Genomic DNA, 26,040 nt, shown 5'->3' on the forward strand with positions numbered 1-26,040 from the left:
CCCTTTTTTGTGGAAAACTCCGCGTTTTTCTCTGCTTTCCCGGTGCTTTCCCGGTCTCAGGCTTCCACCGAAAAACGAAAATGGGAGCGCTGCAGGTTTTCATTCTGCAACGCTCCCTTTTCTTTATTACAAAAGCCTTTCGTATGTGAATTGTCCCATATAGTGAACAAACTACACCAAACCCGAGCGACAATTTTTCTTTTCTTCCACCGGACATTTATTTCATTTTTTCTCAAAAATCACTTATTGAGATTGTTTTGAAAAGGCGTGATGTTCACTCTCAGATAATTCTTTGTGTAGATGCAATGCCATAAATACAGTAATTACTACGGAAATTACATCAGCTATGGGTTGAGCATACAAAATTCCATTTGTTCCCCAGATCATAGGAAGCAACAAAATAACAGGAACAAAGCAGATGCCTTGTCTGCACGCCCCCAAAAAGAAGCCTGCCGCACCTTTGCCCAGTGCAAGAAACAGAGAGGAATATACCGTGTAGAAGCCAAAAAGAATGAATGTGATCCCGTTTGCAAACAGCGATTCTTGACCAGTTAAAATCATTTGAGTATCTCCATCGGTAAATTGAGAGATAATCTGTGTGGAGAAAATGGCCATCGCCAAGCCTACGACTAAGCAGAAACTTGTAGACCAAATGATCGAGGTTTTGATTGCTTCGCGCAGGCGGTCAAACTTCTTTGCCCCATAGCTGAATCCAGCAATAGGCTGGAATCCTTTCAGAAAGCCAAAGACAACCAGCGTCCCCATAGAAGTAATTCGTGTAACTGCCCCCATGCCTGCAATGACCGAATCGCCATAATCGCTGGCTGCACGGTTAATCAGTGTAATGGAAAGACTTGTAAGCAACTGGAACACCAAAGTCGGTACACCGATTTTCAAGATTTCCGCCATCATTTGCCCAGATGGAGAAAAGGCTTTTACGCTGAAAGAAAATGCACTTTTTTTTCGCAGAATGTATGTAAGATAAACAAGTGTAGATACCATCTGCGAAATTGCGGTGGCGATTGCTGCACCGGCAACTCCCATGTTGAAAGTGTAAATAAAAAGAGGGTCTAATCCGATATTCAACACAGCTCCCAGCAGTAACGCACACATAGTTGTCTTTGCCGCACCCTCACTGCTTACAATGTTGTTCATGGTCACGTTAAACACGTTGAAAACACAGGACAGTATATAAATTCTTGAGTACGTCAGGGCATACGGCATGATGGTTTCTGTCGCGCCTAACATGGTCAAAATTGGTTTAAGGAAGATTGTAGAGAAAAGGATGATAATAGCGCCGATCAGAAGGCTGCTAACAGGGCTATACTTGCCACTTTATTGGCAGTATCCTTATCGCCATGTCCCAGAAGTCTTGACAGATAGGACGCTGCACCGTTGCCGAACATTAGTCCTAATCCCACTACGACCTGCCCCAACGGAAAAACGATGGAAATAGCTCCCATTTGACTTCTGCCTAGTCCGCCCACAAAATAGGCATCCACCAGATTATATAGGGCATTGATTAACATTCCAATCATAATCGGTACGCCAAGTGCCATTATGGCTTTTGGGATAGGTGCACTTCCTAAAAGTTCAAGTTTTTTGTTACGTTCACTCATTTTAATACTCCTTTCGCTTTTGCGAGTGTAAATTATAGTAGTATAAATTATAGTATACTGCTTTATAAATCATACTACTATAATTTATAGTAGATGTCAAGGGAAATGCGGGAATTTGTCTTGACAAAAAGTATAAAATCAACTACTATAATTTATAGTAAAGCTGACAGCATTTTTTCATGTATAAAATAAGCAAAAGGGCGTGATCCACATGGCTACCATAGATTTAATCGTGTTGGGAATATTGAAAAAAGAGCCAATGAGTGCCTATGATATTCAAAAGTTAGTTGAATATAGAAACATATCAAAATGGGTAAAAATCAGCACTCCATCCATTTATAAAAAGGCCATTCAGTTGGAAGAAAAAGGGCTAATCCGAAGTGAAATCGTAAAGGAAGGAAAGATGCCAGAAAAAGCGATCTACTCCCTGACGGAAGCCGGAGAAGCAGAATTTGAACGGCTGATGTTTGAGATTGCAGCAAAGCCCATCAACATTTTTCTGGATTTCAACGCTGTTATAGTGAATTTGGAATCCTTACCGCCTGAAAAACAAAAAACATGCATAGCAGAGATTGAGGAAAATGTTAGTGTTCTGAAATCTTATCTTGAAGATAATATACGGGAAAAAGAAAATGAACCTAGTATTCCAGCAACTGGTATGGCTGTCTTACGACAGCAGTATGTACTGGTGGAAGCAATTCAAACATGGATTTCATCTTTAAATATTGCTTGAGTTATTATAACTATTTTGCAATCAATGTAGTTAAGCTGATGAAAGGTCCGTCGTAGCGGGATTCTGGGTTGTCGATTGTCGGAAATCAATAGGATTTACCAAATCATTGCCGTATTGGGTTTTGGAATGTGTAGGTAAGGTATATACAGCGTCTGTTGATGAAATAAAAAAAGCCGGATTCGGGGGAATGTTGTTCCCGTATCCGGCTTTTTGTTATTAAAATTGGAATCGTTTATCAGGCTTGTAAACTGTGCGTTTCGGGTTTTTCTCTGTACGATAAATCTGATGCTGTTTCAGATCGTACAGGACAGACCAGACAGTGTCTTTCCCTGTTGTTCTGTCATACTGACAAAGAAATCCGTATTCTCCGCGCAGTAGCTTTTCTGCTTCTTCCAAACTCATTTCTTTTGCACGAGTGTCCAGAAAATTGACCAGAGTCTGGTATCGTTTTTCTGCCTGCCAGTCGTCAATTTTATTGTTGTTTGCAAAAGAAAGTTCAGTAGAATGGAATCGGTTTGTCGCACAGAGATAGTTTTTTTCTATGGATGGTCTTAGTACGATAACCCGATCACAATAACTTTCGAGAACTGCCAGGTTTCCGGTAACATCTGCAACTGTAAAGGTTTGAGCGGAGCTGATGGGAAGTTTACTCATATAGGAAACTACTTCATCAACACTGCTGCACTTTTCCAAAAAGAATCGAAGCAGAAGTCCGGCATTCATCCCGGGCCGGGTGGATGGGGGATAAATGGAGGTCAGCCCGACAGCCAGTCCTTTTTCGTTTACTCCATCCTCCATTTGAACAAAGGCGGTTGTGTTGCCGGTAAAGGAGAATGATTCGGAGGAAAAACGATAAATGACATTGAGGTTGTTTTTTTCGATGGCGGTCAGAAAATCACTGTTGCGGCCAAACATAATGGTATTTTTATTGGATACCGCAAAGCAGGAACATTGGCAGGCCGGCGGCATGGCGTAGATGCTAAATAACAGTCCCTGAAGGAGTTTTACATCGCACTCCTGTCCGTCTGCAATCCCTCGTATTTCATCAAGAATCTCTGGAAAATATTCTTGATAGATTGGAAGACAGTCTTTTGCAAATCGAATTCTTTCCTCAGTAATAGGAAACGGAATGTTGTTCAAAATATAATTTGCGTGCTTTGCCAGCTGGGATCCCCAACGAAAACCAATTTCGTAATGGCTCCCACTAAATCTTGCATGATACATGATAATGCTCTCCTTTTCATAAGAAATGAGAGCTGCCGGCAACTCTATTTATAAGGGTATCCGAATAAAAATTTTATGTCAATAGCAAATTGAAAACAAAAATCGATCTTCCCCATGGCCTTGATATTTATTGAGGTGTAGCATATAATACATATAAGTATGAAAAACATACTTGTATGTAATTGTGAGGTGCTATATATGGGTATGCCAAGTGGTCGTTATCTGTTTGGTACGGTTAAGGTTGGAGAACGGGGACAGATCATTATTCCGAAAGAAGCAAGAGAAACCTTTGGAATCAAGGCAGGAGATACGTTAATTGTCATGGGAGATGAAAATTGGGGGATTGCTGTGACAAAGGCAGATATTTTAGAACAACACACGAACAATGTGTTTCAAAAAATATCATCTTCTAGTCGAAATGAAAATGACTGATGGGAGGATTTGGATTGGATAGAATATTAGTAGTGGAAGATGATCAAAGTATTCGTGAAGAACTGATCACTTTATTGCAAGCAAACGGATATCAGCCAGTCAGCGAACCTCCTTGCGATTTAGCGCTTTTAGATATAAACCTTCCAAATAAAAGTGGTTTTGAAATCTGTCGTAAACTGCGTCTGACCTGCGATATGCCAATAATATTTCTGACGGCAAGAGAAGCTGCGGAAGATGAAATTTTAGGATTTGCGATGGGCGCAGACGACTATATCCGTAAACCATATAACTCTACTGTTCTTCTTGCTAGAATTGCAAGACTGTTAAAAAGAAAGACGAATGCTGTTTTATCTGTACGTGGACTTACTTTGAACTTGTCTGATATGACTGTTCGCTATCAAAACAAAGCTCAGGAGCTTACAAAGAATGAAACCCGGATCCTTTATTGTCTGATGCAAAAGGATTTGTGTACCCGTGAGGAAATTATTGAGGACCTGTGGCAAAACAGTCTGTACATTGATGAAAATACTCTGTATGTGAATGTGAATCGATTGAGGGATAAATTAAAGCAATTGGGTGCAGTCAATTTTATCCGTACAGTTTGGGGAGTGGGATATCGCTTATGAAATTTGGAGAATATGCTTTTTCAAAGCTGGTTACACTCTGCTTCCTTGGTATCGGCGGTCTGTTAGTTGCTTCAGCGTCCGCTTTTGCCGGCGCGGGGGTCCAGATTATTCTGATGTTTGCTTTGTTGTATATCCTATTGATTCTTTTTTGGCTGATGGTTTCATATCTGCTGGAACGAAGGAAAATCATGCGACTGGAAAAGCTGATTCGTGAACTGCCCGAAAAATATCTTCTGGGCGAGGTGCTTCCCCCGCCGACAAATACTGTAGAGCGCCAATACTATCGCGTTATGAAAGAAATGTCCAGGTCTGCTGTTGGAGTTGCTGAACAGGCTATACGGGAAAAAGAGGAATATTGTGCCTATGTAGAAAGCTGGATTCATGAAATAAAAACGCCGTTGACTGCTTGTTCTTTGATTCTGGCAAACGGGGGCGATGTTAGAAAGCTAAAAACTGAGCTGAAGCGAGCTGACAACCTGACTGAAAATATTTTGTATTATGCCAGAATGAGGACGGCGGAAAAGGATACACAGATCAAGAAGTTTAAATTGGCGGCTGTGATTGAGGAAGCAGTAAAAAACCAGATGGAATTGCTGATAGCCTCCAAGATCCGTGTGGAAACCAAGGGCGATTTTATGGTGTATTCGGATGACAAGGCACTCTGTTTTATAATAAAACAGCTTCTAATCAATGCTGCAAAATACTGTCCCGGATGTTTAATTCAGATTACCGCAGAAGACGGGATAATCACAGTGCAGGACAATGGAATAGGAATTCCAGCTCATGAATTAAAGAGAGTGACAGAACGAGGGTTTACCGGAACCAATGGTCGAAAAGCAGCTAGCAGCACTGGGATGGGTTTATACATTGTGCGAGAATTATGTGAGAAGCTGGATATCGACCTCAAAATAGAATCAGTACAGGGCAGTTATACGAAAATATCATTGTCTTTTAGAAATCTAACAAAAGTGTAAGGAAATACAATAGCTTCCGTTAGAACAAAAAAGCAGCTCTTGTGCTAAGATGGATTCGAAACGGAGGTAATGTTTATGAATGAAATTCTGAAAATTAACAATGTTACAAAATACTACGGAAGCGGAAGTGTTGTTACTAAAGCATTGGACGGGATCTCTTTTACGGTAGAGAAAGGAGAGTTCACCGCCATCATGGGCGCATCCGGTTCAGGTAAAAGCACTCTATTGAATGTGATTTCTACTATTGATCGGGTTAGTTCCGGCGATATTTATGTGGGTGGACAGCATTTGTCTGAGATGAAGGAAGAAAAACTTTCTGTTTTTCGCAGAGATCAGCTTGGATTCATTTTTCAAGAATATAATCTGCTGGACACCCTCACTATTGGCGAGAATATAGTTTTGCCACTTAATTTAAAAAAAGTTAGTGTAGAAGAAACAGAAAAAGAACTTCACCGTGTTGCTGAAGCACTTGGCGTTTCTGATCAGCTTAAAAAATTCCCTTATGAACTTTCCGGTGGTCAAAGGCAGAGGGCAGCCTGTGCAAGAGCGATCATTACCAATCCGGCTCTGGTACTTGCCGATGAGCCCACAGGAGCATTGGACTCTAAAAATTCCAAAACATTGATGCAGACCTTTAACATGATGAATCAGTCGTTGGGATCGACGATCTTAATGGTAACACATGACCCAGTTGTCGGATCTTATGCAGATCGAGTCCTGTTTTTAAAGGACGGAAAAATCTGGAGCGAGCTCTTAAAGGGAGATCGAAGCAGACAGGATATGTATCATGAGATTATGTCGGTTACAGCAGCGCTGGGAGGTGACGCGGATGTTATCTAAACTGGCTCTGCGTAATGTGAAGCGTCAGGTGGGAAATTATCTGATTTACTTTATGACAGTTTCCTTTACCGTTGCAATGTTGTTTGCTATCAGCAATGTTATTTTCAGCGAAAATCTAACCGAATTTATTTTGCTCATGGATTTAAAGCAAGGAATGATCGGTGCAGTTGTGTTTATTTGCTCCATTGTCGCTTTTGTTTTGAGTTACGCGACCTCATTCATGCTGAAACTCAGAAAAAGGGAGTTCGGAACATATCTAACCCTAGGTATGACCCGAAAAAATATTTTGACAATCTTTATATCCGAGACAATGATGATTTGTGTCGGCGCTCTTGTGGTCGGAATGCTCCTTGGTTTGTTTATTTATCAGGGACTGATGGCTCTGATGATGAATTTGTTGGAGATGGAATTTTCGATTGCTTCTTACTCGGTCAAGGGAATAGTTTTAACCGTATTCCTGGTTTTGGGGATTTTTCTTTTGGCCTCTGTAGCGTCTGCCATCTATTTAAAACGTGTCAGCATTTATAACTTGATCCATGGTGATAAAAAAGTAGAAAAGACAGTAAAACATCCGTGGATTTGGTTTGTTGTTACCGCAATCGCATTGATAGCAATGGTTGTCAGCGTAATCCTTTTTGATGCCGATCTGAAAAATATTGTCCGAACCGGTCATTCCTCTTGGATGATGACGGCCTTGTTTGTATTTGCTGTATCGGTAATTATTTTTCATGTGGGCCTGGCAAGAAGTCTGGTATATGTTCTGCTGAGACGAAAAAGAATGTGTGCTAGAGGAACGAATCTATTTGTACTCCGTCAGTTGTCAGGTTCATTGAGCAGCAATTCCATGATGATGGGCTTTCTCGCTTTTTTGCTGACATTTACAGTTATTGGTGCAAATTTCTCCTTTTTGCAAAAGGCAAGTCAAGAAGAACAGCTAAACGATATTTATCCGTATGACATCATGTATACTGACAATCTGGGATTTGAATCGGATGGTTCGGAACATACTGCTGGGTTCTCACCAGATGAAGCAGAAAAAATCATCCAAAATTATGTTGCTATTAAGAACAAATTCTCCTTCAATATCTATACTTCAGGCAGCAGTGAGTTTTATACCAAGATAGAAGGTCAGGACACTGACGGAAAAATTTATACAGACAGTTTCATGAAGCTGAGCGATTTCAATGCACTGATCGAACCGCTTGGATTTGAAAAAGTTACCTTGACGAATGAGTATATGTTGATTGCTAATTTTCCAAGGATAGAATCGATAGACTGGAATGGCTTTGTGTTTGAAAGAAACGGAAAAACCTATTCCTTGCATAGCGTTGAATCTGATTATCCGTCATTTTGCAATTTGTTTTATTATGTTGTACTTCCCGATGAGGCGTTTGAAGGAATGACACCAGAAACAACATATATTGCTTATGACACTGAAGATCATCCTTATGATGCAGCAACATTAAAAAAGGATTTGACCTATTCAATACCGAGTGTATATGATGGGCATGACATTTTTTTGGAACGGTGCGATTATACTCTGCGGGAATACGGAAGACAATCACAAAACAGTGTAAATGCAATTTTAGTTATCGGCGCTTTGTTTGCAGCAACAATCTTCCTGTTTATGGCAATGGCAATCCTTGCACTGAAAACACTATCCACTCTTTCGGAGGATAGGCAGCGATATCAAATTCTATATCGGCTTGGTGCGGACGCAAAGGAACAGGGAAAAGCACTGTTTCATCAAACCTTTAGTTTCTTTGTTCTGCCTTTTGTGGTTCCGCTTCTTATAAGTATTCCGACTGTTATCATATGTCAGCATATCATGGAAATGACGGGCATGGATATTTTGATACAGCAGATTCCGATAATTGCAGCAGTTATTGCGGGAGTTATGGCACTCATTTATCTGTTATACTACGGAGCAACTTACTTTATTGCCAAAAGAGTGATTGTAACACCTATTATTAAATAATTAGAAAAGCACAGATGGTCTTCATGCCATCTGTGCTTTTTGCTTATAAATAAAAGATTTCTTAATGTTGGTCGTAAGCGTAAAACCTCCCCGCGGCTTGAATTGCGGGTCAGGGCATGAGACAATATCCCAAAACTTGAAATATCTCTCATGCAGTCCAAGGGAGGTATTTGACACATTGGGAGATGGTCAAAAGTGGAGCAAAGTCTGCAAGTAATGTCCAAGCAGGAACGTTTGGAGAATTGGACCGCCAGGATCATGGCCTGCCGCAGCAGCGGAATGACTGTCCGGGCCTGGTGTCAGGAAAACGGTCTTTCTGAAAAGACCTATTACTACTGGCAAAGGCGGCTATTCCAAACACTGTCGGAACAACAGCAGTCGATTCGGCAGCCTGCCTTTGCAGAAATTACACCAACACCTAATGTTCGGCCATCCAGCGGCTTAGCTGTCACGGTCCGGACTTCCAGAGTTGAGGCTGAGATTTACAATGGTGCGGATGCGGCCACCGTGGAAACGGTTCTGCGGATTCTGAAATCATGCTGAGCGATTTCACGGGAGCGGACAAGGTCTACATTGCCTGCGGCTACACCGACCTGCGGCGCGGCATTGACGGCCTGGCCGCCATGGTTCAGAAGCAGTTCCATCTGGATCCTTTCGCCAACACCCTTTTCCTGTTCTGCGGTCGACGCCGGGATCGGATCAAGGCACTGTACTGGGAAGGGAACGGGTTTGTGCTGCTTTACAAGAGGCTGGAGTCGGGTTCTTTCCAATGGCCCAGGAAAGAAAGTGAAGCCAAAACGCTAACTGCCCAGCAATATCGTTGGCTCATGGAGGGCCTGAGTATCGACCAGCCAAAGGCCCACAGGCCGGTAAAAGGTCTGGAAATTATTTGAGAAATTTCCTATTTTACTGTACTTTTCAGGAAGAATATGGTATAATCAACACATGAAAAGTACGAATGATTTCCAGACAAGCAACCCGGAAATGGTGACCATTTCCCGGGCGGAATATGAGGAAAAGAACGCTCGACTGGCATCTCAGGACGAGCGCATTTCCCGTTTGGAAAGTCAGATAGAGCTGCTGACGGAAGCCCTGCGCCTTGCCCGGCACAAGCGGTTTGGCGCATCCTCCGAGAAGACGGACGAATCTTTCATGGAGCAGCTGAGCTTCCTGTTCAACGAAGCCGAGGTGTTCTCCACTGCGGAAAAAGAGGAACCGGAAGCCACCGATGGGGCAGGCCACAAGCGGCACAAGAAGCATACCTACACTCTGGATACCATCCCGGAAGGAATCCCTACGAAGCAGGTGGAGCATCGTCTGGAGGGTGAGGATTTGGTCTGCCCTCAGTGCGGGGATACCATGACGGAGATCGGCAAGGAAGTGGTCAAGACACTGGAAATCATACCTGCCCAGTATATCGTCCGGGAGGATATTTACTACACCTACGCCTGCAAAAGCTGCAGTGAAAATGCTGACGAGGGCTGCGAGACGCCTGTTGTGAAAGCGCCCCGGGAAAAGAACATCATTCCCGGCAGCTTTGCTACACCGGAGGCCATTGCCCATATCATGACACAGAAGTTTGTTATGGGTTCTCCTCTGTACCGGCAGGAACAGGAGATAAACCGTCAGGGTATCCAGCTGAGCCGCCAGACTATGTCCAACTGGATTTTGAAAGTAACGGAAGATTACCTGACACCCGTGTATAAGCAACTGCACAAGGAGCAACTGAAAAGAGATGTCCTCCATGCGGATGAGACTACCCTGCAGGTGCTGCATGAACCCGGGAAAGCACCGCAAAGTGAGAGCTATATGTGGCTATACCGGACCAGTGGCGATACGGACAAACCGATTGTCCTGTATGAATACCAGCCTGGCCGTGGTGCAAAGCATCCTAAGGAGTTTCTTGCCGGATATAAGGGGTATCTCCATACGGATGGGTACCAGGGATACCACAGCCTGCCAGAGGATATTACAGTGGTTGGATGCTGGGCTCACGCCCGGAGAAAATTCGACGAGGCAGTGAAGTCACTACCCAAAGGAAAGGCGAAAGGCAGTTCCGCATCCCAAGGACTTGCCTACTGCAATCTCCTGTTTGAGATTGAGCAGGGATTGGCAGAGAAAACAGCAAAAGAAAGATATAACGAGCGGCTGAAACAGGCAAAACCTGTTTTAGCCGCGATGTTTGCATGGGCAAATTCCAAAACAGCGGCACCCAAGTCTGCCCTGGGGAAAGCGTTTACTTACCTGAATGAGCAGTGGCCTTACCTGACGAACTATCTAAAAGACGGCAGGCTGGAATTGAGCAATAACCGGGCAGAAAGAAGTATCAAGCCCTTTGTCATTGACCGGAAGAACTTCCTGTTTGCCAACACGCCCAAGGGAGCGAAAGGAAGCGCCATTATGTTCAGCCTGATCCAGACCGCCATTGAGAATGGGCTGGATCCCTATCAATACCTGACCTGGCTGCTGAAAAACACAAACAAAGCCGACCTGAAAAATCCGGATATGCCCGAAAAGCTGCTGCCCTGGAACGCACCGGCAGGATGCAGAACAAAGTAGCGTTGGACACTTTCAAAATACACAAAGGAGCAAGATATGAGACTGGAACAATCTGATGCTGAGCTTTTTTACCAGTTATGGTTTCCACTGTTGGATTTTGTGAACAAGAAGTACCATGTGTGTCCCGAAACAGAGACGATAGACCAAAGGCAGGGAGTTGACGCAAGCGATGCCAAAGCAATTGCGGACTATTTGTGGTCACACATTGAGGTTATAGAGGAATATCTCGCTATAGCTGAGCTGCCGAAGGAATATGCGCAAATCGTTGCAGGATGGAAACAATGCAAACCGGGCAGATATGCAGATATATTCTGGAACGACATCTAAAAAAGGGTTCTGTGTTTATCTCAGCGGAAGATGGGTCGGTTTATATGGTAAAGGGATTGTTCTCCACCTGGGCGGAGATGCTTGGAGAAAGTCCCGTGCTGCTGGATGCTGTGTTAATTCCTTTCCGGGGCAGCATTATTTCGGATGGACTGGTTGTACCGTACCATATCTACTTCGGCAAAGGTGCAAGAGAGGATTTCAAGGAAGCGTACATGAACGCAAAGAGAAACCATACAATACATTTCTCTTTCTAAGTGAATAACCCTGAGCCATCCCAGAGCACAAAACTCCGGGATGGCTTTTACTATGTGCTGCTAGGTTTGACGCTTACTGTTGGTCTACCATTTTTTATTTAGAGAAATTACAGATCCAATATAAAGGCCAACCATTTGTTTCCGTAAGTGTCAAAATAAAATCTTTGACCAAATTCATTTTCTACAAAACGTCTTTTTACATTGTACCATCCGCGCAGCTCTTGACGAAGCGTTTCGTCTTTTGAGATTGGTTCTAACCAAATGCGTGAGCAATTTTCAGCTTCTGAACGAGTCAAAGGCTTTTCCAAAGGATAGTTTCCTGACTGGAAAGCGGGGGATAGCATAGAGATTTGCGTTGCATCAGAAAATGCTACTTCACTACCATCGGTAAAACAAATTTTATGATTCACGGCATCTACGAGTCCCCAACGAGACCGATTCACATAAACCGGACATTCGTGCAGAAATTGCAGCATATGAGGATCGACAGATTCAGATACTTCTTTAAAAGGGTTCATCTGATCTGTTCGTCCAAGGAGGTAATCGACAGACACACCATATAGATCCGCCAGCTTTTCTAAAGCTTCGACAGAGGGAACTCTTCGACCTGACTCCCAATTGCTGAGTGTAGTTTTAGATACAAGTAATTCTTCTGCAGCTTCCGCTAAGCTTTTTCCGGACTGGATTCTTGCATCTCGAAAGCGGTATGGCATAATCAGTCACCTCCAGTCTATTACACATTGATTTGCCAATGTTTTCTATTTATTTGGTTTTACATTTTTAATGTACTTTCCGCTTTTAATACGGGCATCCACAGGCTTTTCAGCATCGTCAGGAATCAGCCATACATTTGCTTTTTTCTCTGCTCCTGGAATGCGACCTTTAGCACACAGTATAGCAACACGGCGTTTTGATAGATTCCACTTTTCTCCAACTTCAACTGATGTCATAAATTTCATAAGGATGCCCTCCTTTCAGTCACTACTTATATTATATTCATTAGAGCGAACAATATCAAGTTGTTTGCAATAAGTTTTAGGAATTGGTTTATATAGTGTTGCAATTTCAGAATGCAATCGGTGTAATAAGGTATCTATAAAGGTGTACCTTTGTGGAAATGAAAAAACAAAAATAAAATGACTTCGATAAGTGTCCATAAAAGTCTATTTTAAATATTCGGATATATCTATAAATAAAATAGCCTTTACGGACAGATTTCTGAAAGGAGATCCTATGAAAAAGATATATGGATATGCAAGAGTGTCAACCCGCGAACAAAATCTCGATAGACAAATAAAAGCGCTTCTTGAAAGAGGAGTCGATGAAAGAGATATTGTAACTGACAAAGCCAGCGGCAAATCTTTGGAGCGAGAAGGTTATCAAATGCTGAAGAGCAGAATGCTGCGAGATGGAGATGTGTTGGTGATCAAATCATTGGATCGATTGAGTCGAAACAAAACTCATATCAAACAGGAATTGGAATATTTTAAGAATCACCATATCCGTGTAATGGTTATCGATCTTCCGACGACCTTAATTGAATTACCGGAGGGACAAGAATGGATTTTTGAAATGATCAATAATATTCTGATTGAAGTGTTGGCAAGTATTGCAGAGCAGGAGAGACTTACTATTAAGCAAAGACAAGCGGAAGGAATTGCCGTCGCAAAAGAAAAAGGAAAACACCTTGGCCGACCAAAAGCAGAGTTCCCACCAGACTGGGATGAGATCTACCATGCATGGAAGAGAGGAGAACTGACAGCAGTTGCTGCTATGAATGAACTCAATATGAAGCGCAGCACATTTTATAAATTAGCAAAGATGCAGGAGGATCAAAAATGAAGAAAAAAATAATAGGCACCATACTGACATTGCTATGTACCAGTGTGGTGGCATTCTCTGGATGGCAGGTTTATAAAATCATGTCCGAATATCAGTCTGGAGAAAAAGTGTATTTAGAGCTTGAGGAGTATGTTTCCCCGCCGACTGAAGAAAAAAATACAGATCACCAAACGGAATCATCTGAGTCTGAAGACAAGACGATATTACCTGTTGTCGAGTTTGAGAAACTGAAAAGCATAAATAACGATCTTGTTGCCTGGATATATTGCGAAGGAACTGCAATCAATTATCCAGTTGTGCATTATAAGGATAATACTTATTACCTAAAGCACATGTTCGATGGCAGTTATAATAGTGCTGGCTGTATCTTCCTTGATTGCAGAAACTCTTCAGATTTTACGGATGAGAACAACATAATATATGGGCACCACATGAAAAACAACTCTATGTTTTCCAGCATCACGAAATATAAGCATCAGGCGTATTATGATGAACATCCGGAATTACTGCTAATGACACCGGAACAAAATTTTAAAATTGAGCTTTTTTCCGGATATGTGGCTAATGTAGAAGATGAAGCTTGGCAGCTCATCTTTGATAGTGAAGAAGACCGCGCTGTATGGATAGAGCGAACGATTGAAAAATCCACTTTTAATAGCCCTGTCATCCCCGCAGCCACTGATAAAATTATTACGTTATCCACCTGCAGTTATGAGTTCGATAATGCACGATATGTATTAACAGGGGTTTTAACGCCAATTGAATAAGATCCACCAATCACCCTATTATAAGTTTATACTTAAATTTATTACTCATTTATAATCACCGAAAAAGCAAAAAAGACAACGCAGTTATCTGCTGTTGTCTTTTTTGTTTGAGATATAATGCTTTATTTTTTGGATCGGGGAAAAACATCATGTTTGTTAAGATAATTCAGACTATTTTCTGTTGTACAAATATATACCGGAGAGGATCAGCAGAATAGAAGTGATCATCGTGCAAAATCCACCTGCCAAATAATACATTATAAAAAATTGTGTCAGAGTACAAGAAACGGGGAAACGGGACAATATGGAAAGATTTTGTGGTGCTATATTCCACAATTCCTGAGGAAAAATTCTATAAAAATCCCAGAATTCTTTTCCGTACATCACAGCCCAGAGAAGAAGTGTGATACAAACTGCAGCCAACACCTTCCCACACAGAACTCCTTTTCGACCTTTTTTTGCAGAACGGAGTAAGGGTATCATTTTAGATTTTCGCTCATATGCACTATTCGCGCCTAAAAGCAATAATAATGCCCCCAAAATCAAAAGAAGAGATTTAAGTCGAACGATTTTTGCTGGTTCCCCATAAACACTTTGGTATGGTGTTTCATCCAGCAAAAAGGGTGTAAACCCCTGTATTTCACTTTGTTGTTTTAGAGTTTCTGCTCGACTTTCAACTTCATCCAAAGCTGCGAGTTTTATCTGTGCGATATTCCCTTCGAAACTGATTGACATATATTCACCGCGCGGAATTTCACCGTTAGAATAAGCTTCCTTTGCCTGTTCCATAGTCTCAATAGTTTTTTTCTGTTCCTCCTGCAATCGATCAATTTCCGAAAAGGTTTTGCTTGTGATTTCTCCTTGTAATTGAACAAGATACTGCCGTTCATAGGCAACCTGTTCACTTCCAGACCGCAGGGGAACACTGTGTTCAATTCCCAACGCAAGATAAACAAACAAAAGTAAGATGACGATTCCTCTTTGAGAAAACAAGATTTTATATACTTCCCGACCCCAAAGAGGAAGATGTTTCAGGCATCGATCTAAACAGTTTCCCAAACGGCGTGTAAATATATCTATCCATGATGTTCCCTGAGCTGGACGACGAAAACACTGCTGTGCGATACAACCACTGCTCATCACAAAGATTAAGGGTAAAGCAGCTAATTCTGATACTCGGCGTATTCCTACGGGAAATCCAAGAATATCCACATTGAGATAATGAGTATAGAGGGGAGCTATGTGAAAATATGTGCAGAGGTTTAAATATTTCAAAATGTTGTAGGCACTTTGTTCCGGGAGAAAGTGATGAAGTCCGTATTCGATCAATAGAAACGCAATACCAATAACCACTCCGTAGCGTGCATCGGAAAGTGCTCCTAATAAAAGCCAAAGTATAAGCCCCAACAGGAAAGCAGATCCAATTCGGAGAACTATATATTGGATCAAAAAACCACCAATGGAAATTGGAACGGGATACTCCTGTAAAATGGGGATAGACTGGACACTGATATGAAGATTTCCGATACCTCCGTAAAGAATTGATCCAAGAAGAACATTGCTTCCGTAAAGCAAAAGTGTTCCCGTAACAGAAAGAAACAAAAGTATTCCCAAGCGATGCAGTGCCAAGGAGCTTCTGCCCATCTGTAAACTGTAGACAAGTCCCCAAAGCTCACGTTTTCGCTCTGCCAAAAAGCATAGTGCAACCACTATTAGCAGAAGAATCAGAAACAGATCGCTGCCGCTGTAAAGAAGAATACCCTCTATTGCCCCTGTATTCTCTAAAGAGAGAGACACATTCTGTAAACTCTGAAAGTCATCTGCTGTTTTTAGTATGTTTCGTGAAGAAAAGCTGTTTTCATCTCTAAAAATGGGGAATGTCAGCATATAATCCTTGTTCTTTTCAATTGACTGCAAATATTCTGGGAAGTTCATCAGGGATTCCGAACGTAAAAAGAGGGTATGAACAGCCACATATTCTCGATAAACATCTTCTTGGGTGGTTGATCCGTCTATAATGTTTTCCGACACTTCCAGGTGCTGTTTTGCATAGTCCTCCCATTGTGCTCTGTCAAAATCACTATCTCTTTGTCTCATATAGAGTATACAGCCATCCCATAACAAGGATAGTCGCTCCATTCTTTCTGTTAGGGTGGAGACGATTTCTTGTAACGATAGACTCTTTAATTCATCAAGAACGGTAATGTATTCCTTGTTAAGTTCATTTAATGGAATTTGTGGCAATTCCTCTGACTGAGAAATTCCTTCCTCCGTCACTACCACACTATGTGAAAGTTGAGACTCGGGGCCGGACAAATCCAGACCCAGACTGCGGTCAAACTGAATTTTCAAAAAGAAAATTCCATTTAGCAGGATAACACAGAGCAGCAGGCAAAGAAAACGGCCTGAAAAAATCGTTCGTTTCCATTCCATCATTGTGATTCCTCCAAGTAGTAGAGGTACACATCTTCCAATGTAAGCCGATCTGCCACGTTTTTGCTTTCCGGCGGCAGGTCATCTCCTACCAGTCGAGCTACCGTATGTCCCTGACGTCTCGACACATTGCCCACCTTATAACGACTTTCCAGTTCCGGTAGTTGCTCTGGGTCACAGGGCAATTCCCGCACCTTATCCGCAACGCTCATCAGCAGCTCTTCCGTACTGCCCATCCGAACAAGCTCTCCATTTTTCATAAGCAGGATTTTATCAGAAATAAACTCAATGTCGCTCACGATATGAGTGGCAAGCAATATAATCCGTCCTTGAGAAAATTCCGAAATCAGATTTCGGATCCGGATACGTTCTTTTGGATCAAGTCCCGCTGTTGGTTCGTCTAAGAGCACCACTTTAGGATTTCCCAAAAGGGCCTGAATCAACAGCACACGTTGTTTCATGCCACCGGAGAGACTGGTCATCTGTTTATGACAAACATCAGAGAGATTGGTCTTTTGAAGAAGAATTCTGATTTCTTGATCTGCCTGCTTTTTTGGAATTCCTTTCAACTGAGAAAGATAGCGGAGAAAAAAATCTACGGTCATACGATCGTAATAGCCTTGTTGTTGAGGCATGAAACCCAACACTTTCCGAAATTTTCTCCCTAGAGATAGAATTTCTTGGCCGTTCCAGAGTATTTCCCCGGTTGACCGTTTCAGATTGTCACTAATAAGATTCATCATGGTGCTTTTCCCCGCACCGTTTGCACCTAAAATTCCATATATCCCTGGTGTAAAGGTTACACTTAACTGGCTTAATGCGGTAAAGTTGCCGTATTGCTTTGTTAGATTTCTCAGTTTTAACTCCATTATCCGATCTCTCCATACTGAGTTTCTGGTTCCTTATAATCAGAACCAGAGTTGGGCCAGTCCATAATTTCTTTCAAGCTTCCGTTTTGCAGATCCAACTGATAGAGATTATTCTGCACGCTCATTTCTTGTCCCCGGCTACCAAGCAAATAAAGCTTACCATTATCAGCAAATACCAACTCAATGCAATATGTATTTGAGTGTAGTTTGAAGATTTCTGAGAGATCCAGTTTTTGCTGGAACTTACCACTGTAATTATAGACGGAAACTGTGTTGCTATCTTTTTGTTCGTTCAGAATAAAAATAAAATCTTTGGTGAAGAGCCCTGTTCCGCCACTTCCTACATCCGTATCTTTTAGTAGCGGCGTGGTGCACTGTAGGATCTTCGCTGCTTCACAGCTATCATCGTTTTCAAACCCGTTTAATTCGACTTTCCATACTTGACCACCAGACGTATAGTAATAAAGTATGCCATTATTTATATACCACTTGGCGTTCCCATCGAGAATAATATCCTCTGCACCCAACTCCAACAAAATCTTGGAGTTCCAGAGTTTTTCTGCCTCGCTATCATTTAGACGGTAGAGAGTATCAACATATCCTTCCGAGGTAAGCGCACGATGCATGGCATAAACCGTATCCTCATCTGCCCAGAATTTCCAATGGCTTTCCTGAACGCCCTCCCGTGATTCCTTCATCAGCACCTTAGCTTCTGATACATCCTGTCCAAGCTTTGCTGTACAAATCCGATCTCCGTCCTTAAAATAGACCATACCGTTATATAAAATTGGACTGGCAGTGGACATGAATGTAATAGTGGAATTATCAGATTTTAATGGTGACTCTAGATTCTGTATCTGTTTTCTTCCGGTACCATCCGGATTCATAGAAAAAAGTCTCAAGCCTTCTCCATATCCGTCACTGTTTGCAAAGTAAAGCTTATCTCCGTAAATTGTCAACATTGAACTGTTAATCCATGCATTACAATTATCGTCTCTATGTTTACAGTTGGGTTTACTGCAAACTGGAATCATACGTCCGCTTTCTGGTTCCAGATAATACAATAGTCCTTCGTTTTCCAGATAATATCCGCCACTGCCTTTACACATTTTATTAAGGCGGAACACATCTGACACGTTCATGGTTTTCTGAAAGCCAAGCTTCTCATCTTCTGCCAATGAAGTTTCTCCGCTGGGATTTTGGATTCCGGAAGAATTATTGTCCGAATCAGAAGGGATTTGTGTTGATGTGTTTCCCTGTGTGGTGCTACTTTCATTTTTATACATCGGATCGCTCAATCCGCATCCAGAAACAAGTAACATTATTGACAACAACACTGCCGACGTTCTAATCAATTTCCTTTTCATAGTTTCCTCCATAGAAAATAAGATTCAGATGCCAAGTAAATTCTCAGCATCTGAATCTTACCAGGGGAATCTCAATATTTTCTCAACTGCAGGAAATTTCTACAGTGATTTTTGCACCAACTTCATCGTTGTTTTCAATAGAAAGAGTACCTCCGTGCTTTTGACACAGAAGGTCACAAATATAAAGTCCAAGACCAAAATGAGTAGCCTTTTCGCTGTTGTTTCCTCGATAGTAAGGTTGTACCGCTGATTTCAAATCATTGGAGGAAAATCCTGGCCCATCATCTATGAATGTCAATGTGAGTGTATCCTTTTGTCTTAATACAGTAACTTTTAACATATCCTTTGTATATCGTAAAGCATTAGAACAAAGGTTTTCGCAAATTTGGGATAATGCTTGGCTATCTATATTTAAAGAACCTTCCGGAAGTTCACTTATTATTTCTACCTTTTCTGGTGCAAATAGTCCAAATACAATGTCAGAAAGCATTTGCATAAAATCGGATGGAGACATTTGTTCAGGTTGAATTTCATAGTCCTCAAGCTTTTGAATGGAATTCATTGTTTTTACATAGTCGTGAATGCGGGCCACTTGACGAGAAATGGTTCGGACAGATTCAACCAGTTCCGCTCGGGAACATTTTTCATCGGGAAGATCCTCCAACAACATATCGGTATGTCCTTGTAAGATTGTAAGAGGAGTTTTGAGGTCATGGGAAAAAGCTGCGTTCAGACGTTTCCGCTCTTCCGTTGCCCGCCATAGCTCTGTTTCATTTTTCACCAGTTCTTTTCGCATTTCTTCAAAGGAACGGCAGAGCCGTCCGAATTCATCCTGACCACAGTCTGCAACCTCAAATCCTAAATCGTGTTTAGCAATCTTTTCCGTAGCCTCAGTCAATACCCGAAACGGAGTTCGAATTTTCCAAAAATAGAATGTTATCGCCGCAAGTAACAAGAAAACCGTATACCAACAGATTGCAGCCATTTCTTCTGTATGCTCATAAAAACTATATTTCTGCTGATCCTCTTCACTAAATGCTGAAGGAGGCAGCTGTATAAGTTGAAATTTCTCAGTATCCTCTCCAGGTACTGCCTCAACCAAACCTTCAGAATCGTTTGCCGGTTTCAAATCATCCAGATCAATTTCTACATATTTCTCCTGAATCATTGCTTGCCCTGACTGAGCGAATCTCATGGTAATGTTGGTGAACAGTAGTGCCAGCAAAATAGCTGTGATACTGCATAACATAAAGGCCACAGGTATGGGGATTTTCTTCCAACAAGATTTTAATTTATCCATTTATAACCCAACCCCCAGACCGTTTCAATAGGGTTTATACATCCTGCTTTCCCGAATTTTTGTCGAATTTTTCGAATATGCTCCATAATGACATTATCGTCACCACAGGCCTCTAATCCCCATATTGTTTCGTAGATATAGCTGCGACTGAACACCTGTCCTGAATTCAGGGAAAGCATTCTAATAATTTCAAATTCTTTACGGAGAAAGTGCATTGATTCTCCACGAACAAGAACCTCTTGTGCGGAATAGTCAACTGTAATATCGCCAAACACTTTTCTTTGGATTTGTTTCTCTCGATGTTCTCGGCGCAGATGGGCGTCAATTCGTACTTTCAATTCAGCCAGGGAAAAAGGCTTTGTGATGTAGTCGTCTCCTCCAGCAGTAAATCCATCAATTTTATCTGTTTCTTGATCTTTGGCTGTTAGGAATAAAATGGGACATCCAATTTTGTCACGAATCTCTTTGCATACAGAAATTCCATCCATCTCAGGCATATTGATGTCCAAAAGGATTAGATCCGGACAGGATTTTATTGACGTGATTGCCTCTTTTCCACTGAATGCAGTGATAATTTCATATCCATTACGACTTAAAGAACGACTGAGCATTTGCACCATTTCTGGTTCGTCATCCACGATTAGAATTTTATAAGCCATTATTCTTCACCTCAGTTTAACAGCATACTGCATAAATATCAAATCTTCCTCAATTTCTATTGAAATGTACTTTGGATTATACAGATATTCTATCATGTATAAAAGAATAAAGATAGTCTGTATAACGAAAGGAATATGTACAACTATTTGATTAAAAGAATTTAATGTATCAAATACTTTTCTTTTATAAACATTTTTTGTGCCTTGAAAACCCAACTCTATCAATAAATAAAGCAGCGACCTTGCAAAAGAAAGGTCGCTGCATATTTGTATTCAGTTCTGCTTCTATACGGTCGGACGTGCAATAAATAATGATGCTAAAGACAATGTTTTAGAGCTTTTTAGGTATCAAGTTCACAATAGTACAGCATGTTTGTATCTGTATCATATAGACACAATGTTAAATTGAATGAGGGGCGCTTTAATAAATCTGGCTCCGCTTGTTGGATTTCTTTTGACTGTCTGTCTATAAGTATATAGTATCCATTTTGTATCTCAGGTACCAGAGCCTTTCCGTTGTTGTCATTTAGAAACGGTCCTACGCTTTTGTCTTTATCAGATATTCCATATATTATGGCTTGAGTCGTTTCATCGATAGGAAATGGATTCCAATCTGAAGATTTTTGAATATGATTTAAAATGGCGTTGTCATCAAAACTAAAAGTAAAGCAGGAGGAACCATCTCCATTTCCACTATGTGTGTCATAACTTGAGATTACCTTACCGGAAGATAAATCAAATCCAAGTGTATTAGATGCGATCTCATTTGGACTTTTTGAGGAGCAGGCAGTAAGAGTTGATATAAGAATTATCGTTAGTACTAAGATGCTTATTTTTTTCATGTTATCACCTTTTTCATGTATTTATTTGTTGTCCTCACACTCGTTACCAGGTCGATATTCTAAAATGTCACCAGGCTGGCAATCCAGTGCAGAGCATAACTTGCATAGTGTAGATATTTTTAGTGCCTTAGCTTTACCGTTTTTTAATATCGATATGTTGGCAATAGTAATTCCAACTTTATCAGCTAATTCTGTTACGCTCATCTTTCTTTTTGCAAGCATAACATCAATATTGAAAATAATTTCTTCTTGCATATTGGATCTCCTCATATAGTTAAATCATACTGATCCTGCAATGCGGCAGCTTTTGTAGCAAGCTTTGAAAGTGCTTTTGCGATAACCGATATTGCAATTCCAACGAAATCTATCCCCAATGAACAAATCAGAATACTTGGATGGCTCATGTTGAGAAATAAAAATATTATATTTCCAGCGAAGAAGAAGATAACATTAAATGCAGCTAATTGAGCAATGCGATTCAATCTAATCGCATTTCGGCTGGTAAACGCTTGATCTGCACATATGCTTGCTGAGATCTTCCACATATATCCTAATACGATAAAGCAGGGGATTCCAGTACACCATAAAAAGATAAGCCACGGATAATAACAGTAACTAAATTCAGGGAAATTCTGTGTAATGATGTGCCCTATTGTTGGGATTCCCCATAGGTAAATAAGAATACCACAAAGAAACATTCCAAAGATAATTACCATAAGATATTTGAAAAGTTTTGATCTCATATTTATTCTTCTCCTTTTTGGAATTTACTTCATTATATCAGAGAACAAACAAAAAGTCAATAAATATTTATTGCAACACGATAAATATTTATCATAATAGATATGCTAATTATGATCATGAGTCAAAAACAAGTGCTTAAAATATGCTGGAGATAGACATTAGAAGTTTAAAACGCTATATCGAAGTATTGTAATATAAAAATGGACAGCCATGCCGATTGATTAGCGCAGCTGTCCATTTTTTCTTCGTTTTCTTATGTTCCAGAATCCTATTTTCAAATAAAGTATTGACAAAACTGTTTCAACTGTATATACTGTACCTATACAGAAGAAACAAGGGAGGCGATTTGGTGAATGTATTCATAGATAACAAAAGTGGCGCGCCTATCTATGATCAGATATATACGCAAATTAAAGAGCAGATAATAAATGGAACTCTTCAGGAAGATGATCCGTTGCCTTCTATCCGTAATCTGGCGAAGGATTTAAGAATCAGTGTAGTGACAACAAAACGGGCGTATGATGAACTGGAAAAAGAAGGGTTCATATATACTATAGCAGCCAAGGGCTGTTTTGTTGCTGCAAAGAATGTAGAGTTGCTGCGGGAAACAAATTTAAAAAAAATAGAAGAATATATGGAGCAAATTGCTCGACTGGCAGTCTCTTGTAACCTGACAAAGCAAGAGGTTATCGAAATGTTTAATTATATTATGGAGGAATAAGTTATGAATGCTCTGGAAATTAGAGATTTATGTAAATCATATCCTGGCTTTTCTCTGCAAAATCTGAATCTAACCCTGCCACAAGGTTGTATAATGGGTTTGATCGGTGAAAATGGTGCGGGAAAGAGCACTACGATCAAGCTAATCCTTGAAATGGTTCGGAGAGATTCGGGAAGCATTCGAATATTCGGGAAGGACAATACTGAAAACATTTCCCTTATAAAAGAGGATGTTGGTGTTGTTTTGGATGAGGTAGGCTTCCCAGAATGTCTGACTGCAAAACAGATAGGAAATATAATGAAAAATACTTATCGCAACTGGGATTCAGTCGCATATAAAAAGTATGTTCGCGAACTCGCATTGCCGGAGAATAAAGAATTTAAGGATTTCTCACGCGGTATGAAGATGAAACTTGGTATTGCAGTGGCTTTATCACATCATCCGAAGCTGCTGATCCTTGATGAGGCAACTAGCGGTTTGGATCCTGTTGTCAGAGATGAAGTGCTTGATATCTTCAGTGAGTTTACAAGAGAAGAAAGTCATTCGATCCTGATGTCGTCCCATATTGTAAGCGATCTCGAAAAAATCTGCGATTACATCGCGTTTCTTCATAAAGGAAGATTGCTTTTGTGTGAAGAAAAAGACAGAATTATGGAGGAATATGGGATTCTTCATTGTACAGCGGCACAGTTGGCAGAGCTTGATCCATCGGCAGTGAAGGGCAAGAAAGAATCAGCATATGGTGTCGAGGCCATTGTAGAGCGAAATAAGGTCCCTGCGACACTGCAGTTGAGTCCAGTTGATATTGAGCAATTATTTATTTTCATGGTTAAGGAGGCTCATTAAAATGAAAGGATTACTTCTGAAGGATTTCTATATGGCAAGGAAATACTGCCGTGCTTATGTTGTGATCGCAGTTGTATTCTCCCTTTTGGCTGTTTGGGGAAACACCTCATTCCTGTTGGCATATCCGGTGTTACTAGCAAGTGTTATTCCGGTTAATCTGATTTCTTATGATGAAAAAAGCAAATGGAGCAGTTTTTCCGGCGTATTTCCGTATTCAAAGCAACAGCTGGTATCTGTCAAGTATTTGATGGCTCTTATTTTCTTGGCTTTTGCCATTATACTTGTTCTCGTCGGTCAAATTACAAGAATGCTGATCAATAATGAATTTGATGTAAATGCACTTCTTTCTTTAGTTGCGCTATTACCTGCGATGGGGCTTTTTGCTCCTTCTTTGATGTTGCCTGCGATTTTCAAATTCGGAGCAGAAAAAGGTCGATTTGCATTTTATGTGATAATTTGTGTTTTCTGCGCCGCTTTTGGGGTTATTGGTGCAATGGGAGAAGAAGCGGATTTGGCTATTGTAAACTTGATGTTTTCCATGCGATCCTGGTTCCTTCCTGTCATTTGTTCCGCTTCTGTTATTGTATTAGCTGTATCGTGGATTCTTTCTATTCAGGTATACAAGAAAAGAGAATTTTAATATAGTTCATTGTCAGAGTGGCGGATATTATGTTGTCTAAAACAAGATTTGATAAAAGAGGTGGAAAAATGCGTAACAGATTTGAGATAACATATTCTCAGAATTCATTCGGATCTACAATAGAAATATTGGTAGACAGGGAAACCGGTATAAATTATATTTGGAGGCGTTCGTGCAATGCAGGTGGTCTTACGCCGCTGCTGGGTACGGACGGACAGCCAGTTATTTCTCAAGAGGGTGAATATGATGAAAAATAGTCACTGTTGTCCAAAATGCAGCTCAACAGATATCAGACGTATTCCGGATAATGGCCGGTATGCGAGCGGAAACAATATCTATACAACCACAATTACATTATTCGGGAAGATCCCAGTTATCCGTTATGTATGTTGTAACTGCGGTTATGTGGAGAATTGGGTAGAAAAGAAAGAGGAACTGGATAAAATTCGTAGCTCCTTTTGATCTTGAAGCAAATAATATGAAGAAAAATTAAGTGGGAAAAATATAAAACAAAAATTTGAATCAGATATCTAGACAGGAAACAGAACAATATAAATCAACAGTGACAGTTTGGTTTTTAATACCAAATTGTCACATTTTCTTAGGTGCAACCGATAGTTGCGTAATAGTTGGTGGTAAATTAACAAGTTATATGTTAAAGTTATAGTACAAAGGAGGTGCCGATATGGCTTTATCTGACAACATTAAAAAAGCACGAGAAAAGCAGGGGTTTTCGCAGGAGTATATTGCAGACAAATTAAATGTTAGTCGGCAGGCAGTTTCGAAATGGGAAACTGGGGGTTCACTTAGATAAAGATACCACATCAATCCCACGCTGACTTTTGCTCAACCGATACAGCCGGAGGGCTGGATAACAAGAAAAGGCGGTATGCGCCCCGTGGAGGGGTAGCGTACCGCCTTTTCTTGTGGGGGTTTCCAAAGGGGGCAACGCCCCCATTTGGCACACGACTTTGCGAAGCAAAGTGTAGTGTGTTATACGCTCTGTCGGCGTTGCCGTGAAAATGCCGTTGCCGCCGGGGAGGGCAAGGGCATTTGGAGCGGCAGGAAAACAGGGCTGTGCTTGCGTGGCGTAGAGCCGTAAGCACAGGTCTGGTTTCAACAGCAGACTGGGCGTATATGAAAGCCCCCGTCCCTCGTCCTACGCTCCGACTTGTGGACAAAGTGTCCCGAAGTTGTGGCTACACTCCCGGAAAAGTAACAGGACAGCGGGCAACCGTCAAGGCTGAAATGAACGGGTTTATACCCGGCCTTGACCGCCACCCGCCGTCCCGCTGAATGGGTGAACAAGGCGACCAATCCCTCAAAGTGCTTGGCCGCTCTCTTTCTGATTTTGGAGTGTTTCTTTTCTCATAATTGAAATGGGCGGGAAGCCATTTTAGGGCTTTCCCGCCTTGATTGCCCATCAGCAAAGCCAGACGGGACG

General features: G+C 41.2%; 29 protein-coding genes and 1 pseudogene. 18 read left to right on the forward strand and 12 right to left on the reverse strand.

From position 1 onward, the window contains the following. Positions 1-243: 243 nt before the first annotated feature. A pseudogene (locus WGC32_RS13290) lies at positions 244-1,619 on the reverse strand (MATE family efflux transporter). A 211-nt stretch (positions 1,620-1,830) separates the two neighbouring features. On the opposite strand from WGC32_RS13290, the gene WGC32_RS13295 reads away from it, so the two are divergent. Further along, positions 1,831-2,352 carry a PadR family transcriptional regulator gene (locus tag WGC32_RS13295; RefSeq protein WP_342682569.1) on the forward strand — a complete coding sequence of 174 codons (522 nt, stop codon included), beginning with the start codon at positions 1,831-1,833 and terminating at the stop codon, positions 2,350-2,352. 216 nt (positions 2,353-2,568) lie between these two features. Here WGC32_RS13295 and WGC32_RS13300 read toward each other — a convergent pair whose 3' ends face one another. Continuing rightward, positions 2,569-3,576: a C45 family peptidase gene (locus WGC32_RS13300; protein WP_342682571.1), complete on the reverse strand. Its 1,008-nt coding sequence runs from the start codon at positions 3,574-3,576 to the stop codon at positions 2,569-2,571. Positions 3,577-3,774: 198 nt separating this feature from the next. Here WGC32_RS13300 and WGC32_RS13305 point away from each other — a divergent pair, with 198 nt between their 5' ends. From WGC32_RS13305 to WGC32_RS13350, 10 genes are all read left to right on the forward strand, one after another. Further along, the gene (locus WGC32_RS13305; protein ID WP_342682573.1) at positions 3,775-4,008 is read left to right on the forward strand and encodes an AbrB/MazE/SpoVT family DNA-binding domain-containing protein; all 234 of its coding nucleotides are present in this window, start codon (positions 3,775-3,777) and stop codon (positions 4,006-4,008) included. Positions 4,009-4,022: 14 nt separating this feature from the next. Next, entirely contained in the window at positions 4,023-4,634 is a 612-nt protein-coding gene (locus tag WGC32_RS13310; protein WP_342682574.1) for a response regulator transcription factor, read from the forward strand. Next, complete coding sequence (locus WGC32_RS13315; protein ID WP_342682577.1) at positions 4,631-5,608, forward strand: sensor histidine kinase; 978 nt, start codon at positions 4,631-4,633, stop codon at positions 5,606-5,608. The genes WGC32_RS13310 and WGC32_RS13315 overlap by 4 nt, the downstream gene beginning before the upstream one ends. 75 nt (positions 5,609-5,683) lie before the next feature. After that, positions 5,684-6,448: an ABC transporter ATP-binding protein gene (locus WGC32_RS13320; protein WP_342682579.1), complete on the forward strand. Its 765-nt coding sequence runs from the start codon at positions 5,684-5,686 to the stop codon at positions 6,446-6,448. Further along, positions 6,438-8,426, forward strand: coding sequence for an ABC transporter permease (locus WGC32_RS13325; protein WP_342682581.1), 1,989 nt, complete (start codon positions 6,438-6,440; stop codon positions 8,424-8,426). Before WGC32_RS13320 ends, WGC32_RS13325 begins: the two co-directional genes overlap by 11 nt. A 195-nt stretch (positions 8,427-8,621) precedes the next feature. After that, positions 8,622-8,969 carry an IS66 family insertion sequence element accessory protein TnpA gene (gene tnpA / locus WGC32_RS13330; RefSeq protein WP_300283378.1) on the forward strand — a complete coding sequence of 116 codons (348 nt, stop codon included), beginning with the start codon at positions 8,622-8,624 and terminating at the stop codon, positions 8,967-8,969. Beyond that, positions 8,963-9,319 (forward strand): IS66 family insertion sequence element accessory protein TnpB, encoded by a 357-nt coding sequence (tnpB, locus tag WGC32_RS13335; RefSeq protein ID WP_087256962.1) that lies wholly within the window; start codon positions 8,963-8,965, stop codon positions 9,317-9,319. Before tnpA ends, tnpB begins: the two co-directional genes overlap by 7 nt. Positions 9,320-9,371: 52 nt before the next feature. After that, positions 9,372-10,985, forward strand: a complete 1,614-nt coding sequence (tnpC, locus tag WGC32_RS13340; RefSeq protein WP_342682589.1) for an IS66 family transposase — start codon at positions 9,372-9,374, stop codon at positions 10,983-10,985. Positions 10,986-11,021: 36 nt separating this feature from the next. Next, positions 11,022-11,312 (forward strand): hypothetical protein, encoded by a 291-nt coding sequence (locus tag WGC32_RS13345; RefSeq protein ID WP_342682591.1) that lies wholly within the window; start codon positions 11,022-11,024, stop codon positions 11,310-11,312. After that, a complete protein-coding gene (locus tag WGC32_RS13350; RefSeq protein ID WP_342682592.1) occupies positions 11,267-11,566 on the forward strand; it encodes a hypothetical protein in 300 nt (99 codons plus the stop codon). The genes WGC32_RS13345 and WGC32_RS13350 overlap by 46 nt, the downstream gene beginning before the upstream one ends. A gap of 107 nt (positions 11,567-11,673) precedes the next feature. On the opposite strand, the gene WGC32_RS13355 is transcribed toward WGC32_RS13350, so the two are convergent. Together WGC32_RS13355 and WGC32_RS13360 are read right to left on the reverse strand one after the other, a co-directional pair. Then, positions 11,674-12,279 carry a helix-turn-helix domain-containing protein gene (locus WGC32_RS13355; RefSeq protein WP_342682593.1) on the reverse strand — a complete coding sequence of 202 codons (606 nt, stop codon included), beginning with the start codon at positions 12,277-12,279 and terminating at the stop codon, positions 11,674-11,676. A 45-nt stretch (positions 12,280-12,324) separates the two neighbouring features. Then, on the reverse strand, positions 12,325-12,525 hold the full coding sequence (locus WGC32_RS13360) for a DNA-binding protein (RefSeq protein WP_342682595.1): 201 nt from the start codon (positions 12,523-12,525) through the stop codon (positions 12,325-12,327). A gap of 274 nt (positions 12,526-12,799) precedes the next feature. Between WGC32_RS13360 and WGC32_RS13365 the strand changes: the two genes are divergently transcribed. Further along, complete coding sequence (locus tag WGC32_RS13365) at positions 12,800-13,408, forward strand: recombinase family protein (RefSeq protein WP_342682597.1); 609 nt, start codon at positions 12,800-12,802, stop codon at positions 13,406-13,408. After that, positions 13,405-14,175, forward strand: coding sequence for a class B sortase (gene srtB, locus WGC32_RS13370; protein WP_342682599.1), 771 nt, complete (start codon positions 13,405-13,407; stop codon positions 14,173-14,175). The genes WGC32_RS13365 and srtB overlap by 4 nt, the downstream gene beginning before the upstream one ends. A 171-nt stretch (positions 14,176-14,346) precedes the next feature. On the opposite strand, the gene WGC32_RS13375 is transcribed toward srtB, so the two are convergent. The 8 genes from WGC32_RS13375 to WGC32_RS13410 form a co-directional block, all read right to left on the reverse strand. Next, the gene (locus tag WGC32_RS13375) at positions 14,347-16,611 is read right to left on the reverse strand and encodes a hypothetical protein (protein ID WP_342682601.1); all 2,265 of its coding nucleotides are present in this window, start codon (positions 16,609-16,611) and stop codon (positions 14,347-14,349) included. Next, a complete protein-coding gene (locus tag WGC32_RS13380) occupies positions 16,608-17,477 on the reverse strand; it encodes an ATP-binding cassette domain-containing protein (RefSeq protein ID WP_342682603.1) in 870 nt (289 codons plus the stop codon). Before WGC32_RS13380 ends, WGC32_RS13375 begins: the two co-directional genes overlap by 4 nt. Further along, entirely contained in the window at positions 17,477-18,844 is a 1,368-nt protein-coding gene (locus WGC32_RS13385; protein ID WP_342682605.1) for a hypothetical protein, read from the reverse strand. Before WGC32_RS13385 ends, WGC32_RS13380 begins: the two co-directional genes overlap by 1 nt. 82 nt (positions 18,845-18,926) lie before the next feature. Next, complete coding sequence (locus WGC32_RS13390) at positions 18,927-20,144, reverse strand: HAMP domain-containing sensor histidine kinase (RefSeq protein WP_342682607.1); 1,218 nt, start codon at positions 20,142-20,144, stop codon at positions 18,927-18,929. After that, entirely contained in the window at positions 20,132-20,803 is a 672-nt protein-coding gene (locus WGC32_RS13395) for a response regulator transcription factor (protein ID WP_342682609.1), read from the reverse strand. Before WGC32_RS13395 ends, WGC32_RS13390 begins: the two co-directional genes overlap by 13 nt. Positions 20,804-21,144: 341 nt before the next feature. Then, complete coding sequence (locus WGC32_RS13400; protein WP_342682610.1) at positions 21,145-21,645, reverse strand: LptM family lipoprotein; 501 nt, start codon at positions 21,643-21,645, stop codon at positions 21,145-21,147. A 21-nt stretch (positions 21,646-21,666) separates the two neighbouring features. Beyond that, positions 21,667-21,900 (reverse strand): helix-turn-helix domain-containing protein, encoded by a 234-nt coding sequence (locus WGC32_RS13405; protein WP_342682612.1) that lies wholly within the window; start codon positions 21,898-21,900, stop codon positions 21,667-21,669. Between the two features lie 11 nt (positions 21,901-21,911). Further along, a complete protein-coding gene (locus WGC32_RS13410; protein WP_342682614.1) occupies positions 21,912-22,388 on the reverse strand; it encodes a DUF2975 domain-containing protein in 477 nt (158 codons plus the stop codon). A 350-nt stretch (positions 22,389-22,738) separates the two neighbouring features. Between WGC32_RS13410 and WGC32_RS13415 the strand changes: the two genes are divergently transcribed. From WGC32_RS13415 to WGC32_RS13435, 5 genes are all read left to right on the forward strand, one after another. Next, positions 22,739-23,110 carry a GntR family transcriptional regulator gene (locus tag WGC32_RS13415; protein ID WP_342682615.1) on the forward strand — a complete coding sequence of 124 codons (372 nt, stop codon included), beginning with the start codon at positions 22,739-22,741 and terminating at the stop codon, positions 23,108-23,110. Positions 23,111-23,113: 3 nt separating this feature from the next. Then, positions 23,114-23,956: an ABC transporter ATP-binding protein gene (locus tag WGC32_RS13420; RefSeq protein WP_342682617.1), complete on the forward strand. Its 843-nt coding sequence runs from the start codon at positions 23,114-23,116 to the stop codon at positions 23,954-23,956. 1 nt (position 23,957) lies between these two features. Further along, positions 23,958-24,596, forward strand: a complete 639-nt coding sequence (locus WGC32_RS13425; RefSeq protein ID WP_342682618.1) for an ABC-2 transporter permease — start codon at positions 23,958-23,960, stop codon at positions 24,594-24,596. A 68-nt stretch (positions 24,597-24,664) separates the two neighbouring features. Then, a complete protein-coding gene (locus WGC32_RS13430; protein WP_342682641.1) occupies positions 24,665-24,853 on the forward strand; it encodes a DUF6440 family protein in 189 nt (62 codons plus the stop codon). Positions 24,854-25,281: 428 nt separating this feature from the next. Next, positions 25,282-25,410, forward strand: a complete 129-nt coding sequence (locus WGC32_RS13435; RefSeq protein ID WP_342682620.1) for a helix-turn-helix transcriptional regulator — start codon at positions 25,282-25,284, stop codon at positions 25,408-25,410. The last annotated feature ends 630 nt before the right edge of the window (positions 25,411-26,040 follow it).

It is taken from the genome of Zongyangia acetica (assembly GCF_038739695.1).
GTDB classification, from domain to species: Bacteria; Bacillota; Clostridia; order Oscillospirales; family Ruminococcaceae; genus Zongyangia; species Zongyangia gallinarum.

Coding starts and splice junctions, on each gene's coding strand:
- WGC32_RS13295 (WP_342682569.1), top strand. CDS start 1,831: ATGGCTACCATAGATTTAATCGTGTTGGGAATATTGAAAAAAGAGCCA.
- WGC32_RS13300 (WP_342682571.1), bottom strand. CDS start 3,576: ATGTATCATGCAAGATTTAGTGGGAGCCATTACGAAATTGGTTTTCGT.
- WGC32_RS13305 (WP_342682573.1), top strand. CDS start 3,775: ATGGGTATGCCAAGTGGTCGTTATCTGTTTGGTACGGTTAAGGTTGGA.
- WGC32_RS13315 (WP_342682577.1), top strand. CDS start 4,631: ATGAAATTTGGAGAATATGCTTTTTCAAAGCTGGTTACACTCTGCTTC.
- WGC32_RS13320 (WP_342682579.1), top strand. CDS start 5,684: ATGAATGAAATTCTGAAAATTAACAATGTTACAAAATACTACGGAAGC.
- WGC32_RS13325 (WP_342682581.1), top strand. CDS start 6,438: ATGTTATCTAAACTGGCTCTGCGTAATGTGAAGCGTCAGGTGGGAAAT.
- tnpB (WP_087256962.1), top strand. CDS start 8,963: ATGCTGAGCGATTTCACGGGAGCGGACAAGGTCTACATTGCCTGCGGC.
- tnpC (WP_342682589.1), top strand. CDS start 9,372: ATGAAAAGTACGAATGATTTCCAGACAAGCAACCCGGAAATGGTGACC.
- WGC32_RS13345 (WP_342682591.1), top strand. CDS start 11,022: ATGAGACTGGAACAATCTGATGCTGAGCTTTTTTACCAGTTATGGTTT.
- WGC32_RS13350 (WP_342682592.1), top strand. CDS start 11,267: ATGCAAACCGGGCAGATATGCAGATATATTCTGGAACGACATCTAAAA.
- WGC32_RS13355 (WP_342682593.1), bottom strand. CDS start 12,279: ATGCCATACCGCTTTCGAGATGCAAGAATCCAGTCCGGAAAAAGCTTA.
- WGC32_RS13360 (WP_342682595.1), bottom strand. CDS start 12,525: ATGAAATTTATGACATCAGTTGAAGTTGGAGAAAAGTGGAATCTATCA.
- WGC32_RS13365 (WP_342682597.1), top strand. CDS start 12,800: ATGAAAAAGATATATGGATATGCAAGAGTGTCAACCCGCGAACAAAAT.
- srtB (WP_342682599.1), top strand. CDS start 13,405: ATGAAGAAAAAAATAATAGGCACCATACTGACATTGCTATGTACCAGT.
- WGC32_RS13375 (WP_342682601.1), bottom strand. CDS start 16,611: ATGATGGAATGGAAACGAACGATTTTTTCAGGCCGTTTTCTTTGCCTG.
- WGC32_RS13380 (WP_342682603.1), bottom strand. CDS start 17,477: ATGGAGTTAAAACTGAGAAATCTAACAAAGCAATACGGCAACTTTACC.
- WGC32_RS13385 (WP_342682605.1), bottom strand. CDS start 18,844: ATGAAAAGGAAATTGATTAGAACGTCGGCAGTGTTGTTGTCAATAATG.
- WGC32_RS13390 (WP_342682607.1), bottom strand. CDS start 20,144: ATGGATAAATTAAAATCTTGTTGGAAGAAAATCCCCATACCTGTGGCC.
- WGC32_RS13395 (WP_342682609.1), bottom strand. CDS start 20,803: ATGGCTTATAAAATTCTAATCGTGGATGACGAACCAGAAATGGTGCAA.
- WGC32_RS13400 (WP_342682610.1), bottom strand. CDS start 21,645: ATGAAAAAAATAAGCATCTTAGTACTAACGATAATTCTTATATCAACT.
- WGC32_RS13405 (WP_342682612.1), bottom strand. CDS start 21,900: ATGCAAGAAGAAATTATTTTCAATATTGATGTTATGCTTGCAAAAAGA.
- WGC32_RS13410 (WP_342682614.1), bottom strand. CDS start 22,388: ATGAGATCAAAACTTTTCAAATATCTTATGGTAATTATCTTTGGAATG.
- WGC32_RS13420 (WP_342682617.1), top strand. CDS start 23,114: ATGAATGCTCTGGAAATTAGAGATTTATGTAAATCATATCCTGGCTTT.
- WGC32_RS13425 (WP_342682618.1), top strand. CDS start 23,958: ATGAAAGGATTACTTCTGAAGGATTTCTATATGGCAAGGAAATACTGC.
- WGC32_RS13430 (WP_342682641.1), top strand. CDS start 24,665: ATGCGTAACAGATTTGAGATAACATATTCTCAGAATTCATTCGGATCT.
- WGC32_RS13435 (WP_342682620.1), top strand. CDS start 25,282: ATGGCTTTATCTGACAACATTAAAAAAGCACGAGAAAAGCAGGGGTTT.